At 36.9% G+C, this 14,187-nt stretch carries 18 protein-coding genes and 1 other annotated feature; of the genes, 16 read left to right on the forward strand and 2 right to left on the reverse strand.

All coding sequences use genetic code 11. The features are described from left to right. Positions 1 to 10: 10 nt before the first annotated feature. From coaE to V7138_RS04445, 14 genes are all read left to right on the forward strand, one after another. Complete coding sequence (gene coaE, locus V7138_RS04380; protein WP_335394537.1) at positions 11 to 607, forward strand: dephospho-CoA kinase; 597 nt, start codon at positions 11 to 13, stop codon at positions 605 to 607. A 199-nt stretch (positions 608 to 806) separates the two neighbouring features. After that, positions 807 to 1,838, forward strand: coding sequence for a glyceraldehyde-3-phosphate dehydrogenase (locus tag V7138_RS04385; protein WP_335394538.1), 1,032 nt, complete (start codon positions 807 to 809; stop codon positions 1,836 to 1,838). 232 nt (positions 1,839 to 2,070) lie between these two features. Beyond that, positions 2,071 to 2,451, forward strand: a complete 381-nt coding sequence (speD, locus tag V7138_RS04390; protein ID WP_335394539.1) for an adenosylmethionine decarboxylase — start codon at positions 2,071 to 2,073, stop codon at positions 2,449 to 2,451. Positions 2,452 to 2,566: 115 nt separating this feature from the next. After that, on the forward strand, positions 2,567 to 2,950 hold the full coding sequence (locus tag V7138_RS04395) for a cytosolic protein (RefSeq protein WP_335394540.1): 384 nt from the start codon (positions 2,567 to 2,569) through the stop codon (positions 2,948 to 2,950). Between the two features lie 84 nt (positions 2,951 to 3,034). Next, entirely contained in the window at positions 3,035 to 3,493 is a 459-nt protein-coding gene (gene nrdR, locus V7138_RS04400) for a transcriptional regulator NrdR (protein WP_335394541.1), read from the forward strand. 57 nt (positions 3,494 to 3,550) lie between these two features. Continuing rightward, the gene (locus tag V7138_RS04405) at positions 3,551 to 4,960 is read left to right on the forward strand and encodes a replication initiation and membrane attachment family protein (protein ID WP_335394542.1); all 1,410 of its coding nucleotides are present in this window, start codon (positions 3,551 to 3,553) and stop codon (positions 4,958 to 4,960) included. 15 nt (positions 4,961 to 4,975) lie between these two features. Further along, positions 4,976 to 5,905, forward strand: a complete 930-nt coding sequence (dnaI, locus tag V7138_RS04410) for a primosomal protein DnaI (RefSeq protein WP_335394543.1) — start codon at positions 4,976 to 4,978, stop codon at positions 5,903 to 5,905. A 120-nt stretch (positions 5,906 to 6,025) separates the two neighbouring features. Beyond that, positions 6,026 to 6,877: a putative sporulation protein YtxC gene (gene ytxC / locus V7138_RS04415; RefSeq protein ID WP_335394837.1), complete on the forward strand. Its 852-nt coding sequence runs from the start codon at positions 6,026 to 6,028 to the stop codon at positions 6,875 to 6,877. A gap of 383 nt (positions 6,878 to 7,260) precedes the next feature. Continuing rightward, entirely contained in the window at positions 7,261 to 9,192 is a 1,932-nt protein-coding gene (gene thrS / locus V7138_RS04420) for a threonine--tRNA ligase (RefSeq protein ID WP_335394544.1), read from the forward strand. Positions 9,193 to 9,313: 121 nt separating this feature from the next. Next, positions 9,314 to 9,448: a sequence feature (ribosomal protein L20 leader region), on the forward strand. Positions 9,449 to 9,563: 115 nt separating this feature from the next. Continuing rightward, positions 9,564 to 10,082, forward strand: a complete 519-nt coding sequence (infC, locus tag V7138_RS04425; protein WP_335394838.1) for a translation initiation factor IF-3 — start codon at positions 9,564 to 9,566, stop codon at positions 10,080 to 10,082. A gap of 21 nt (positions 10,083 to 10,103) precedes the next feature. Next, complete coding sequence (gene rpmI, locus V7138_RS04430; protein ID WP_116351718.1) at positions 10,104 to 10,304, forward strand: 50S ribosomal protein L35; 201 nt, start codon at positions 10,104 to 10,106, stop codon at positions 10,302 to 10,304. A 39-nt stretch (positions 10,305 to 10,343) separates the two neighbouring features. Beyond that, complete coding sequence (gene rplT, locus V7138_RS04435; protein ID WP_335394545.1) at positions 10,344 to 10,703, forward strand: 50S ribosomal protein L20; 360 nt, start codon at positions 10,344 to 10,346, stop codon at positions 10,701 to 10,703. 71 nt (positions 10,704 to 10,774) lie between these two features. After that, positions 10,775 to 11,044: a DUF1294 domain-containing protein gene (locus V7138_RS04440; protein WP_335394546.1), complete on the forward strand. Its 270-nt coding sequence runs from the start codon at positions 10,775 to 10,777 to the stop codon at positions 11,042 to 11,044. Positions 11,045 to 11,115: 71 nt separating this feature from the next. Next, entirely contained in the window at positions 11,116 to 11,703 is a 588-nt protein-coding gene (locus V7138_RS04445; protein WP_335394547.1) for a TVP38/TMEM64 family protein, read from the forward strand. Between the two features lie 16 nt (positions 11,704 to 11,719). Here V7138_RS04445 and V7138_RS04450 read toward each other — a convergent pair whose 3' ends face one another. Next, positions 11,720 to 12,115, reverse strand: coding sequence for a sigma-w pathway protein ysdB (locus V7138_RS04450; protein ID WP_335394548.1), 396 nt, complete (start codon positions 12,113 to 12,115; stop codon positions 11,720 to 11,722). Between the two features lie 109 nt (positions 12,116 to 12,224). Between V7138_RS04450 and dut the strand changes: the two genes are divergently transcribed. Further along, on the forward strand, positions 12,225 to 12,662 hold the full coding sequence (gene dut / locus V7138_RS04455; RefSeq protein ID WP_335394549.1) for a dUTP diphosphatase: 438 nt from the start codon (positions 12,225 to 12,227) through the stop codon (positions 12,660 to 12,662). Between the two features lie 79 nt (positions 12,663 to 12,741). Then, entirely contained in the window at positions 12,742 to 13,827 is a 1,086-nt protein-coding gene (locus V7138_RS04460) for a M42 family metallopeptidase (RefSeq protein WP_335394550.1), read from the forward strand. 49 nt (positions 13,828 to 13,876) lie between these two features. Here V7138_RS04460 and sspI read toward each other — a convergent pair whose 3' ends face one another. Further along, entirely contained in the window at positions 13,877 to 14,086 is a 210-nt protein-coding gene (gene sspI / locus V7138_RS04465) for a small acid-soluble spore protein SspI (RefSeq protein ID WP_335394551.1), read from the reverse strand. Positions 14,087 to 14,187 lie beyond the last annotated feature (101 nt).

A 14,187-nucleotide genomic window follows, 5' to 3' on the forward strand; every position in this document is an offset into this window, starting at 1 on the left:
AGGAAAATACGTGGCATTAACAATCGGATTAACAGGTGGAATTGCGAGTGGAAAAAGTACAGTATCCCAGATGTTTAAGGAAGCTGGAATTGTTGTAATTGATGCAGATGTTATTGCACGTAAAGTTGTGGAAGTTGGCGAAGAGGCATATGAACAAATTGTTGAATCATTCGGCAAAGATATATTATTACCCGACATGTCAATTGACCGTCCAAAGTTAGGGTCGGTCGTCTTTTTTAGTGAAGAAAAGCGTCTATTATTAAATTCAATTGTTCATCCGGCCGTTCGGAAACAAATGCTGAAGGAAAGGGAAGCGCATATTAAGAACGGTGAAGAAACAGTTGTATTAGATATTCCATTATTATTTGAAAGCAAATTAACCTCATTAGTCGATCGAACCCTCCTCGTTTATGTTGATTATGGAATCCAGTTAGCGCGTCTTATGAATCGCAATAATCTTAACAAAGAAGAGGCAGAGGCGAGAATTCATTCTCAAATGCCACTGAAGGACAAAATTCAACTTTCAGATGCGGTTATTGATAATAATGGCACAATTGAAAAGACAAAGGATCAGTTTCATGAAATTTGCAAAGAATGGGGTATTTAAAATAAAGCATCATAAAACGAAATTCAGGTATCTCTACTAATGGGATGCCTTTTTTATGTTTAAAAAAGATGCATGAGGTGTATAAATGACCATTTTTTATAAAAAATAGAATAATAATATTACATATCCTCTCTAATGTGTTATACTAATTGTGAATATCGAGTGTGATGAGTATAACATATATCCTGGAGGGGTTGTAATGAAGCCAAGAATCGCAATTAATGGATTTGGCCGTATTGGAAGAATGGTATTTAGAAATGCAATTATGGATGATTCTTTAGAAATAGTTGCAATCAATGCAAGCTACCCAGCTGAAACGCTAGCACATCTCTTAAAATATGATACAAACCATGGAAAGTTCAATGCGGAGGTCATACCAGGCGAAGATTCTCTATACGTGAATGGAAAGCGTGTACAACTTCTTAGTTCTCGTGATCCTTTAGAGCTTCCTTGGAAGAGATTAAATATAGATATTGTGATTGAGGCAACAGGAAAGTTTAATTCAAAGGAAAAGGCGAACTTACATTTACAGGCTGGAGCAGAAAAGGTAATCTTAACTGCACCTGGTAAGAATGAAGACATTACAATTGTAATGGGTGTTAACGAGGATAAGTATGATCCTGACAACCATGCTATTATTTCAAATGCATCTTGTACAACAAATTGTTTAGCACCCGTTGCAAAGGTGTTAAATGAACAGTTTGGAATTGTAAACGGTTTAATGACAACCGTTCATGCTTATACAAATGATCAAAAAAATATCGATAATCCACATAAGGACCTACGAAGAGCAAGAGCTTGTGCACAATCCATTATTCCTACATCAACTGGGGCAGCAAAAGCATTATCACTGGTATTGCCTGAACTTAAAGGAAAATTGCATGGAATGGCACTTCGTGTACCAACTCCAAATGTGTCGTTAGTTGATTTAGTAGTAGATGTTGAGCGGGACGTAACGATTGAAGAAATTAACGAAGCGTTTATCACTGCTTCAATGGGATCATTGAAAGGAATTCTAGATTTTACGACAGAGCCATTAGTTTCAATTGATTTCAATACAAATCCACATTCATCTATTATTGATGGCCTATCAACAATGGTCATTGGAGAACGTAAGGTAAAAGTATTAGCTTGGTATGATAATGAATGGGGATATTCTTGTAGGGTTGTAGATTTGGTTAAGTATGTAGGAGCAAAAATCGTCCAAAAAAAAGAAGTCAAAGTCGGCTAATGTAAAACCTTCCCAATTGCGGGAAGGTTTTTATTTTATTATTTATAAAGTTATTGCTAAAAGTAAATAAACAAAGTATACTAAGTTTCGTGAACTTCTTAAAGGCTTATGCTTTTGTAACTACTTAAAGGGTTAGGACCTCTCTGGACTAACTTTCCCCCGTGGTAGTTATGCTCATGCTTTACGCGAAGAACTCACCCGAAATCATTGTAAGAGGGGGAACAATTAAATTATGGAAACGATGGGACGTCATGTAATCTCAGAACTATGGGGTTGCGATTTCGAAAAATTAAACGACGTGCAAGGTATTGAAGAAACTTTTGTTCAGGCAGCACTTAAGTCAGGTGCAGAAATTCGTGAGGTAGCTTTTCACAAGTTTGCCCCACAAGGTGTAAGTGGAGTTGTAATCATCTCGGAATCACATCTAACCATCCACAGTTTTCCTGAACATGGATACGCAAGTATTGATGTTTACACCTGTGGAGATTTAGATCCAAACATTGCTGCAGACCATATTGCAGAGGCTCTTGGTGCTCAAACACGCGAGAACATTGAACTCCCAAGGGGCATGGGCCCAGTGCAAGTAAAGCCAGCACAAGTTAAAGTACTTTAAAAATAAATACGAATCAACTAAAATAGAAAGAGGTGTATAAATTACACCTCTTTTTTTACATCATTAACTACTATCATTTTTTAATAATAAAGATTTTACATAAGGAGTGGGAAATTTGGGATTGCAAACGTTTTTTACGAATCATAGTGAAACGAGAGATAAACACTCGGACGAGCTGTTAAGAAGTCATTATTATAAAACTACAAACAAAAAAGCGATTGAAGCCGTCAAGAAAGTGATTAACAATTTAGATGGATACCATCTCAATTCTGTTTCTGAAGAACGCGGAGAAATGAGCATCTCAGTTAAAAAAGGAAGAAAAGCCTTTGTTGTAGCAACCATTGTTTCCGTTAGGCCATTTGAGACAGCCATTGATTTTGCAGTTACAACGGAAACATTATTGTTACCAATTGACTTTGGCTATAGCCGAAAGGTAATTACGAATTTATACAAACACTTAGATAAAGAGCTTCCGCTAATTGGAAAGGGAGAATCATGATTTGTGAGTAAAAACCCTTGTCCTCTAAAAATCTTTCTTATAAGATAAATACATAGAGATCTCCTCGGAAGGGAGTTGTTACCAATGAGATGCCCAACTTGTCATCATAATGGAACAAGAGTATTGGATTCACGTCCAGTTGATGATAGTCGTTCAATCCGTAGAAGACGCGAATGTGAAAAATGCCAATACCGTTTTACAACATTCGAGAAAGTGGAAGAAATCCCCTTAATTGTTGTTAAAAAAGAAGGAACACGTGAGGAATTTAGCAGAGAAAAAATGCTGCGTGGGCTTATTAAAGCTTGTGAAAAACGTCCAGTTTCCTTAAAGCAGTTAGAGGATATCACCCATGAGGTTGAAAAGGAACTTCGTAGTCAAGGGATTGCAGAAGTGCAAAGTGATATTATTGGTGAGTATGTAATGAATCATTTGGCGAAAGTGGATGAAGTGGCATATGTCCGCTTTGCTTCCGTGTACCGCCAGTTTAAAGATATAAATGTTTTTATTGATGAATTAAAAGAATTAATTAAACGGGAACGCTAAGGGCTTAAGAATCTTTTTAAGCTCTTTTTTTAACTATAAGAGAGAAATGATAAAGAAATGGAAGGCATTGATGAAATGGAGCATTGGAAGGAATTAGTACCAGTTGATCGCTATATGGTTCATGCTGCAGACCTTTTACATGACTATGATCGGAAAATTATATCATTGCTATACCAGCCTCTAATTGGAATGAAAGCCTTCAGTCTTTATATGACCCTGTGGAGTGAGTTGGAGCAAAACCGACTTTGGAGTGAGGAAAGCACCCATTATACGTTAATGGCACTTCTTCAAACGAATTTAGAAGAGATTTATCAAGAACGATTAAAGCTTGAAGGCATCGGCCTTTTAAAAACATTCGTGAAGTCTGATGAGGATACAAGAAGTTTTATCTACGAGCTACAATCACCTCTTTCACCGAGAGCTTTTTTTACGGATGGTGTACTCAACGTTTACTTATATAACCGGCTTGGTAAGAGTAAATTCTTTAAACTTAAACAGTTCTTTTCCGATAATGAAGTAGATTTGGATTCGTACAAACCTATTACAAAAGCCTTCAGTGAAGTTTTTGAATCAGTTAGAGTCTCGCAAATGATTTCCACGATTAGTGATGAAATGAATCAAAATCTAGAACGGGATAAAAATACAGAATTCATGGACCGAAATGAAGAGAAAAAGCTTTTCATTGAAAATGAACGTTTTAATTTTGAGCTGTTCTTTGCAGGGATTTCAGAGGTGATGATCCCTAAAAAATCGATTACCCCTAGAGTCAAGGAAGCAATCACAAAGCTTTCCTTCCTCTACGGAATTGATCCAATTGACATGCAGGGGATTGTCATGAGTGCTCTTGACCCAAATGAAAAAATTGATATTGAGAAGTTGCGAAGGGCTTCAAGGGACTGGTATCAGTTTGAAACAGGCAATGAATTACCTACACTAACGGAAAAAGTTCAACCATTACCAAATCAAACGATGGTAAATAAAATTCCGCAAACAAAAGAAGAGGAGTTAATTCAAAAACTTGAAAGAATCTCACCAAAAGAGTTTCTAATTGATGTATCTGGAGGGGCGCAGCCGTCTGTTTCGGAATTAAAAATCATTGAAGAGGTCATGTTCCGGCAAAACCTTCTTCCGGGTGTTGTGAATGTACTGTTGTATTATGTCATGTTAAAATCGGATATGAGACTTACGAAGTCCTATATTGAAACCATCGCTAGCAACTGGGCGCGTTTGAATATTAAGACCGTAAAAGAGGCAATGGAAACAGCGAAGAAGCATAATTGGACTGCTGATAAAAAAGCAAATAAATATAAAAGGCAGCCGATTCGTAAAGAATTATTGCCTGATTGGTTAAAGCAAGAAGAAGAAGGATCAAATATAGAAAATTCAAAACCTGAGGAAACACATGATCCATTGTTTGAAGAAAAGAAACGGTTATTTGAGGAAAGGCTGAAAAAAAGTAACAATTAAGGTGGGGGTGAAAAGATGAAGCCGATTCAGGATTCTTTAAAAAATCTATCAAATAATACTGGCTTTCAGCAGCGCTATGAACAAATTAAGCATGAAGTATTGAATCATCCTGAGGTAAGGGACTTTATAAATGACCATCAAGACGAAATCTCGAATGATACGATTAATAGAAGTCTTGTGAAACTCTACGAGTATATTAACCAAAGCAAGGAATGTTCGAAATGTGAAAGCCTTGATACATGTAAAAATATGCTCAAGGGATATCATCCTCATCTTGAACTTAAAGGAAATGCAATTGATTTAAGCTATGAAAGATGTCCGAAAAAGGTCATGTATGATGAACAAGTTAAGTATAAATCATTAATTAAAAGTATGTATGTGCCAAAGGATATTCTAGATGCTTCCCTTGCATCCATTGAATTTGATGAGGGGCGTTCTGATGCCATTTTGTTAATTCAAGAATTTCTTGATCATTATGAGCCTGGTAAACGGATGCAAGGACTATACTTGCACGGTTCATTTGGAATTGGAAAAACTTATTTTCTAGGAGCCTTAGCAAATGGTTTGGCCCAAAAAAAGGTAGCATCAATGCTGGTGTATGTACCAGAATTCATGAGGGAGTTGAAGGGATCCTTACAGGATCAATCCATCAATTCAAAAATTGATGCAGTTAAAAAGGTGCCAGTCTTAATGCTTGATGATATTGGAGCAGAATCCATGTCCAGCTGGATGCGAGATGATATTCTTGGAAGTATTCTCCAATATCGTATGCTTGAAAACCTGCCAACCTTCTTTACTTCAAATTTTGATTTTAAAGGTCTCGAACACCACTTATCTTATACACAGCGTGGTGAAGAGGAAAAAGTAAAAGCAGCTAGAATTATGGAACGAATTAAATATTTAGCGAAACCAGTTGAACTTAAAGGAAAAAACCGTCGCTACTGAATAAATAGCTATCTCAAAAAAGGGATAGCTATTTTTTTATATTCTAAAGTTGTCCTACTTGCCATATACATTTAACAGGGTAATGGTATTGGCTATTAGGGGGGGACTAGCTTGATTGAAATGCATTTTCAAGAAATAACAGATGCACAAAACATGTATGAGGGCTTGCTTAAAAAGGCAAAAGCTCTTTCTATAGATTACATAGAGGTTGTAAATGAGGAAGAAAATGTGGTATCTGTTTTCACATCGAAAAAAATACAATATGTGATTCAGGTCGTAATCATTCCTGTGATGACCGAATTCATTATCAAAAACAAAGAGGATCATTGGATTCTCCATTATATTGAAAACTTATTTTACTTTACCGATTACGAGGAGAAGAAACAAATTTTGGAAATTACAAAAGCATTAATGGATGGGAATAACCCCGATATTCCTGCGGTGCAGGAAGTCGTTCCACGGGAGCAATTGATTGCAGAAGCACTTCATGATTTCCTGAAAACTCCTATTTCTTTTTCATTCGAATCGTTTTTAAAGTTTCGCATGCGTTCGTATAATGAGGCACTGCTCCAAATTGTTGAGTCAGCTATTGATGAGTACAAGCTGGAGCAGGAGTATCAAACATTTATCCAGGGATTGCGAGAATTTCGAGAAAAGCGTGAACCGAAGTTAGACCAATTACATATTTTACATGACGAGCAATTTTATTTTTTTAATGACACGTTTACTGAAATTAAGCGAGATGAGCTTTTTAAATTTATCGACCGAAAATTAATTTTGCACCAGCCAATGTACATTGATTCTGCTGTTTTGGCACCCTTAGTGTCGATTGCACCAAAATCTATTTCAATTTACACGGATCAGATTGACAATGGAATGATCCAAACCATTCATAATATTTTTTTAGAAAATGTCACGATTTACACAAAGAAATCCTTTGAAAATAGACGCTTAAAAGCAAAAAAAATTTAAATTATGTAAAGTGCCCTTGATTTAACTTTTAATTAAGACTATAATACCTACATATTACAAATACTCATATAATGAGTAGTCAATAATTTAAAAGTTATGATGAGGACACGATTGTATGATTACGGTTTTCAGAGAGGGAAGACAAGGCTGGAAGCTTCCTAACACGAATGATACTTTTACCACCTCTAAACTTCAGTAGTGAACCTTTGTTTATCGAAGCAGTAATTACTGACGGGTTAACCGTTATTTATTTCTTGAGCCATGAATAGACTTAAGTCTAGCATGGGAACTTGGGTGGAACCACGATATTTAATATAAATACTCGTCCCTTTTTATAGGGACGGGTATTTTTTATTTTTATTAAAAAAGGGAGTTGAAAACTGATGTCAGATGTAGTAAAAATTACATTCCCAGACGGAGCAGTGAAGGAGTTTCCAAAAGGTACAACAACAGAAGAAATTGCAGGCTCAATCAGCCCAGGACTAAAGAAAAAGTCGATTGCTGGTAAATTTAATGGCAAAGAAATCGATTTGCGAACTGAAATCCATGAAGATGGTGATATTGCAATCATTACCCAAGATACTGACGCAGCATTAGAGATTATGCGACACAGTACAGCTCACTTAATGGCTCAAGCGATTAAACGTCTTTATAAAGACGTCAAGCTTGGAGTGGGGCCAGTTATTGAAAATGGCTTCTACTATGATATTGATATGGAAAAGTCATTAACACCTGAAGATTTGCCGATAATTGAAAAAGAAATGAAGAAAATTGTCAATGAAAATCTTGAAATTCACCGTGTTGAGGTTTCGCGAGATGATGCGATTCGAAGATATGAAGAGATTGGTGACGAGCTTAAGCTTGAGCTGATTCAAGATATTCCAGAAGGAGATACATTAACTATTTACGAACAAGGTGAATTCTTTGACCTCTGCCGCGGTGTTCATGTTCCTTCTACAGGAAAAATTAAAGAATTTAAGCTATTAAGTATTGCTGGTGCATACTGGCGTGGTGACAGCGACAATAAGATGCTTCAACGTATTTATGGAACTGCATTCTTCAAAAAGGCTGACCTTGAAGAACACCTTCATTTTCTTGAAGAAGCAAAAGAACGAGATCACCGTAAATTAGGTAAGGAACTTAGCCTGTTTACAAACTCGCAAAAAGTGGGTCAAGGCTTGCCATTATGGCTTCCTAAAGGTGCCACAATTCGTCGTGTCATCGAACGCTATATCGTGGATAAAGAAGTTAGATTAGGTTATGACCATGTGTATACACCTGTCCTAGCGAATGTCGATCTTTATAAAACTTCTGGTCACTGGGACCATTATCAAGACGACATGTTCCCGGTAATGGAAATGGACAATGAAGAGCTTGTGCTTCGCCCAATGAACTGCCCACATCACATGATGATTTATAAAAATGGCATTCACAGCTATCGCAAGCTTCCTATCCGCATCGCTGAATTAGGAACCATGCACCGATATGAAATGAGTGGGGCATTATCTGGTCTTCAACGTGTTAGAGGAATGACTCTAAATGATGCGCATATCTTTGTTCGTCCAGATCAAATTCAAGAAGAATTTAAACGCGTGGTCAACCTTATTCTAGAAGTATATAAGGACTTTGATATTCAAGACTACAGCTTCCGTCTATCTTATCGCGACCCAGCTGATACTGAAAAGTACTTTGATGATGATGCCATGTGGGAAAAAGCACAATCTATGTTAAAGGCTGCTATGGATGACCTTGGTCTCGATTATTTTGAAGCCGAAGGTGAAGCAGCATTCTATGGTCCGAAACTTGATGTTCAAGTTCGTACAGCACTTGGAAAAGATGAAACTCTTTCAACTGTTCAACTAGACTTCTTATTACCAGAGCGCTTTGATTTAACTTATATCGGTGAAGATGGAAAACAGCATCGTCCAGTTGTCATTCACCGTGGTGTAGTTTCAACAATGGAACGTTTTGTTGCCTATTTAATCGAAGAATATAAGGGAGCATTCCCAACTTGGTTAGCACCTATTCAAGTTCAAGTGATCCCGGTTTCTCCAGACGTTCATTTAGAATATGCGAAGAGCGTTCAAGAGAAACTTCAAGCTGAAGGTCTACGCGTAGAAATAGACGATCGTGATGAAAAAATCGGCTATAAAATTCGTGAAGCTCAGATGCAAAAAGTTCCATTTATGCTTATTGTAGGGGACAATGAAGTGGGGGAAAAAGGAGTGAATGTACGCCGTTATGGCGAACAGAAATCTGAGACAATGTCTTTCGATACATTCCTTGCAAATATTTTACAGGAAGTTAAAAAGTAAAAAGTGCTTGTCAAACATAAAAGTGCATGCTAGAATAAATTTCGTTGTGTTATTCTAGTCATGCACCGTTTGACAGATACCATCGTAAATGTTATACTTTCTAAGGTAATTGAATACTTGTTTGAGAAAGTAGAAGCACCCGCTTCTCACCTGATTGACGCAAATTGCAGTTGGTAGGTCTTACGTTCATTAATCATTCGTATGTAAATGAATTGTAATGGTGTGGGTGTGTATGCATTCACACTTTTTTATTTGTCTCAAATCTGTAAAATGCGCAAGATTTCAAACGAGGCATTCATTTGAAAGGCTTAAAGCGTCTTGCCGGGCGCTGAGGCTAGTCAGAGTAAGTTAAAAAACCTTGGAGGTGGCTAATTATTAGCAAAGACATGATGGTAAACGATGGCATTCGTGCCCGTGAGGTTCGTTTGATTGGTCAAAATGGTGATCAGCTAGGAATTAAATCCAAAAGTGAAGCATTAGAAATTGCTGCTAGAGCAAATCTTGATCTTGTATTGGTTGCACCTAACGCGAAACCACCTGTATGCCGTATTATGGACTACGGTAAATTCCGATTTGAGCAACAAAAGAAAGAAAAAGAAGCTCGTAAAAACCAAAAGGTTATCAATATTAAGGAAGTTAGACTTAGTCCGACAATTGATGAGCATGATTTTAATACAAAGCTTCGTAACGCAATTAAATTCCTTGAAAAAGGTGACAAGGTTAAAGCATCTATTCGCTTTAAAGGTCGTGCGATTACACATAAAGAAATCGGTCAACGTGTTTTAGATCGTTTTTCTAAAGCTTGTGCTGAAGTAGCTACTATTGAATCCCACCCGAAAATGGATGGAAGAAGTATGTTTTTAGTACTAGCACCTAAAATCGAAAAGTAATGAATTGAGGAGGAACTCCCTATGCCAAAAATGAAAACACACCGTGGATCTGCAAAACGTTTTAAGAAAACAGGATCTGGAAAGCTTAAACGTTCACATGCATATACAAGCCACTTATTCGGAAATAAATCTCAAAAGCAAAAGCGTAAGCTTCGTAAAGCTTCACTAGTAAGCAAAGGCGATTTCAAACGTATTCGCCACATGTTAGACAACATTAAATAATCGTTGATTGATTGATATAGATTCTAGGAGGGAAACAAAATGCCAAGAGTAAAAGGCGGAACTGTTACACGCAAACGTCGTAAAAAGGTATTAAAATTAGCTAAAGGTTATTTCGGTTCAAAACACACTTTATATAAAGTTGCAAATCAACAAGTAATGAAATCATTAATGTATGCTTACCGTGACCGTCGTCAAAAGAAACGCGACTTCCGTAAGCTATGGATTACTCGTATCAATGCAGCTGCTCGTATGAATGGTCTATCTTACAGCCGTTTAATGCACGGACTTAAAGTAGCTGGTATCGAAGTAAACCGCAAAATGCTTGCTGACCTTGCTGTTAGCGATGAAAAGGCATTCGCAGAATTAGCAACTGTAGCAAAAAACAACCTAAGCAAATAAGTGTAGGTAAAAAGGTTACTCCCATTGTAAAATGAGAGTAACCTTTTTTAGTTAACTATGGGGGAATAATGATGACTTATATTATTTTAATCTTTGTACTTCTAAATGCGTACGGTTTCCTACTCATGTACATCGATAAAAACAGGGCAAGAAACAACAAATGGCGTATTTCTGAAAAACATATTTGGGTTGTCGCCCTTTTAGGCGGAGCTCTTGGAGCAACTGTTGGAATGAAGCAATTTCGACATAAGACAAAGCATATGCAATTTGTGATTCTTCTACCTATACTTACTGTACTTACAATTGGCCTCTACATATATATTTTGGGTCACTTGTCATAACTACTTGTACGATTGTATATGTTTAAATAGCACTTTTCTTAGGTTCTAATCGAAAGAGGTGAGTTGTACATTTGGATGATACGATGACACTGCTGTTCGTTTTTATTGAATCCACTGGACTGCTTGCCCCCATCATTTTTATAGCGATACATCTGATCCGTCCTTTCTTTTTCATACCAGTTCCTGTTATATGTATCGTCGGGGGGATTTTATTCGGTTCTGTATTCGGCACAATCTATTCTATACTTGGATTAACGATACTCAGCATTCTTTTTTATTTTTTATACAGGCAAGTTCCGAGACTGTCCAAAAAAATTAATACACTCAAGCAAAAATGGTTGGGTGAAAAAGTGAATTTCACTATTGGTCAAATTGCAATTCTACGACTTATTCCTTTTATTAATTTTCATCTTTTATCATTGTGCATCCTTGATGTCACTAGAAATTTTCGAGAATATGCCAAAGCCTCTTTTCATACGAATATCCCAGTAGCCCTTCTATACACTGTTTTTGGTCAATTTATTCGTGAATTTTCTACGACTGTAATTCTTGCAATACTCCTTGCACTCACCCTTTTGTTCTATCTACTAAGAGAAAAACAAGTCATTATCAAATGGCATGAATTTTTCAACCCGAAAGCAGGCAGGTCTTATCAATGAAAAAACAGTCGTGAGTTTACCGCTCGCGACTGTTTTCCTTTATTAATTCCTTTATTGGACTTTTCCAATCAATTTTTGAATCTGGATAAAATTCTTTAATTCTACGTTCAATGTATTGGAAATCCGTATAGGTTAATCCCTTTAAATTATCAGTTTTGGCCCATACAAAAATAGAGACAACCTCAAATGATTTCTTCGTAGATCCTAAATATTTTTCTCCTTCAAATAAAACTCCCTTATACGTTAATAAAAAATTTTTATGGACATTTGTGATGTCATCAAGTAAGTAGAATTCTTTTTTGTCTTGAGCGAGCTCAAGCTTCCTCTTTGGATTTAGTACGTACTTAAAAATCCGATATAATAAGAAAATAATTAGAAGTAAGATGACAAAACGAATAAGTAAAACAAACATAAGAGGGCTCCCTCCATTTTCAATCTGCCAACATATACGAGTAACCCCGACAAAAGGTTTCAAGTTATTTTAAATTTGTTATAATTTTTTTCTAGAGGAGGATATTTATATGACATACAATTTGAAGGTAATGTTACTAAACAAGGATGCTAGGCTTCCATTGCAAGCGAATCCTGGTGATGCAGGTTTAGATTTATTTTCTGCAGAAGAAAAATTAATTAAACCAGGTGAGGCTGAATTAATCAAAACGGGTATCAAAATTGAATTACCACCAGGAACAGAAGCACAAGTACGACCAAGAAGTGGACTAGCACTTAAACATTCGGTAACAGTCTTAAATAGTCCAGGTACAATTGACGAAGGCTACCGTGGAGAAATTGCGGTTATTTTAATTAATCATGGGAAACAAGAATTTCTCGTGGAAAAACAAATGAGGATTGCACAAATGGTGGTTGCACCAGTGGCTCAGGTGAATTTGCTTCAGGTTGATGAAGTGGCTGCTTCAGAAAGAGGAGAAGGTGGATTTGGGTCAAGCGGGACCAAATAATTCCCCAGAAAATTGCTCCATTACCACTATTTTCTGTATAATGAAATAGTCAAATTCACGAAAGTTAGGTGGTTTACTGATGACAAAGCTTGATGAAACACTAACGATGCTAAAAGATCTTACCGATGCAAAAGGAATTCCCGGTAATGAACGAGAGCCTCGTGAAGTCATGAAAAAATACATAGCTCCATATTCTGATGAAATTTTGTACGATGGTTTAGGAAGTTTAATCGCGAAAAAGGAAGGCAATGCAACTGGTCCAAAGATCATGATTTCTGGGCATTTAGATGAGGTTGGCTTCATGGTAACACAAATTGATGAAAAAGGATTTTTACGATTCCAAACGGTTGGAGGTTGGTGGTCACAGGTAATGCTTGCGCAACGAGTAACCGTTGTTACAAGTAAAGGAGATATTACAGGTGTAATTGGTTCAAAACCTCCACATATTTTATCTGCTGATGCACGGAAGAAGCCTGTTGAAATCAAAGATATGTTCATTGATATTGGTGCAGCGAGTAGGGAGCAAGCCCTTGAATTCGGTGTAAAACCGGGTGATCAAGTCGTACCGTATTTTGAATTCACGGTGATGAATAATGAAAAAATGCTACTGGCAAAAGCATGGGATAACCGGATTGGCTGTGCGATAGCAATTGATGTATTAAAATATTTAAAAAATGAAGAGCATCCAAACATTGTTTATGGCGTAGGTTCCGTTCAAGAGGAAGTGGGGCTTCGCGGTGCAAAAACGGCTGCAACAGTGATCAAGCCTGATATTGCAATAGCTGTTGATGTTGGAATTGCCGGTGATACTCCTGGTATTTCTGAAAAAGAAGCGTTAAGTAAAATGGGCGAGGGTCCACAAATCATTTTATATGATGCTTCTATGGTTTCACATAAAGGATTGCGGGACTTTGTTGTGGAAGTAGCAGATGAACTAAGTATTCCATATCAATTTGATGCAATTGCTGGTGGTGGAACAGATGCAGGATCCATCCACATTTCACTTGAAGGTGTCCCAGCGTTAGCGATTACAATCGCAACGCGCTATATTCATTCACATGCTGGTATTCTTCACCGTGATGATTATGAAAATGCCGTGAAACTTATTGCAGAAGTGATTAAACGTCTAGATGAAGAGACAGTTAATAAAATTAAATTTGATTGATAATAAAAAGCCGATGATTCGTAAGTCCAAGTCATCGGCTTTTCTTCTTTTATTGCTTTAATCCTTGCTCTAATGTTGTGAGCATCTCTTGTTTTTCCTCTTCGCTTGCATTTTGCCAAATCACCTCAAACAATACTCCTAATCCCGGGAGCATTTTTTCTTCACCGCTTTGAATCGCATCTACGATTGTATCTTCTAATTCAGCTTGAGAATTTCCAGAGACATTGTGCTTAACAGCGTGTCTTAAGTTCAAGTTCATTCACATGCACACCTTTCCTATGTAACTTTTCTTTAGTATCTTTTACGCTATCTGCCTTTTTTATGTATCTTCGTTAGGATATAATGGAAAAAAGAATTAGC

This window comes from Bacillus sp. JJ1533 (assembly GCF_036965045.1).
GTDB lineage: Bacteria > Bacillota > Bacilli > Bacillales > Bacillaceae_L > Ferdinandcohnia.

What these genes read in the sequence shown, in the direction of transcription:
- rpmI (WP_116351718.1), top strand. Translation starts at nt 10,104, where the DNA reads ATGCCAAAAATGAAAACACACCGTGGATCTGCAAAACGTTTTAAGAAA.
- V7138_RS04385 (WP_335394538.1), top strand. Translation starts at nt 807, where the DNA reads ATGAAGCCAAGAATCGCAATTAATGGATTTGGCCGTATTGGAAGAATG.
- rplT (WP_335394545.1), top strand. Translation starts at nt 10,344, where the DNA reads ATGCCAAGAGTAAAAGGCGGAACTGTTACACGCAAACGTCGTAAAAAG.
- V7138_RS04440 (WP_335394546.1), top strand. Translation starts at nt 10,775, where the DNA reads ATGACTTATATTATTTTAATCTTTGTACTTCTAAATGCGTACGGTTTC.
- V7138_RS04460 (WP_335394550.1), top strand. Translation starts at nt 12,742, where the DNA reads ATGACAAAGCTTGATGAAACACTAACGATGCTAAAAGATCTTACCGAT.
- ytxC (WP_335394837.1), top strand. Translation starts at nt 6,026, where the DNA reads ATGCATTTTCAAGAAATAACAGATGCACAAAACATGTATGAGGGCTTG.
- dnaI (WP_335394543.1), top strand. Translation starts at nt 4,976, where the DNA reads ATGAAGCCGATTCAGGATTCTTTAAAAAATCTATCAAATAATACTGGC.
- V7138_RS04450 (WP_335394548.1), bottom strand. Translation starts at nt 12,115, where the DNA reads ATGTTTGTTTTACTTATTCGTTTTGTCATCTTACTTCTAATTATTTTC.
- V7138_RS04405 (WP_335394542.1), top strand. Translation starts at nt 3,551, where the DNA reads ATGGAAGGCATTGATGAAATGGAGCATTGGAAGGAATTAGTACCAGTT.
- dut (WP_335394549.1), top strand. Translation starts at nt 12,225, where the DNA reads ATGACATACAATTTGAAGGTAATGTTACTAAACAAGGATGCTAGGCTT.
- speD (WP_335394539.1), top strand. Translation starts at nt 2,071, where the DNA reads ATGGAAACGATGGGACGTCATGTAATCTCAGAACTATGGGGTTGCGAT.
- sspI (WP_335394551.1), bottom strand. Translation starts at nt 14,086, where the DNA reads ATGAACTTGAACTTAAGACACGCTGTTAAGCACAATGTCTCTGGAAAT.
- nrdR (WP_335394541.1), top strand. Translation starts at nt 3,035, where the DNA reads ATGAGATGCCCAACTTGTCATCATAATGGAACAAGAGTATTGGATTCA.
- thrS (WP_335394544.1), top strand. Translation starts at nt 7,261, where the DNA reads ATGTCAGATGTAGTAAAAATTACATTCCCAGACGGAGCAGTGAAGGAG.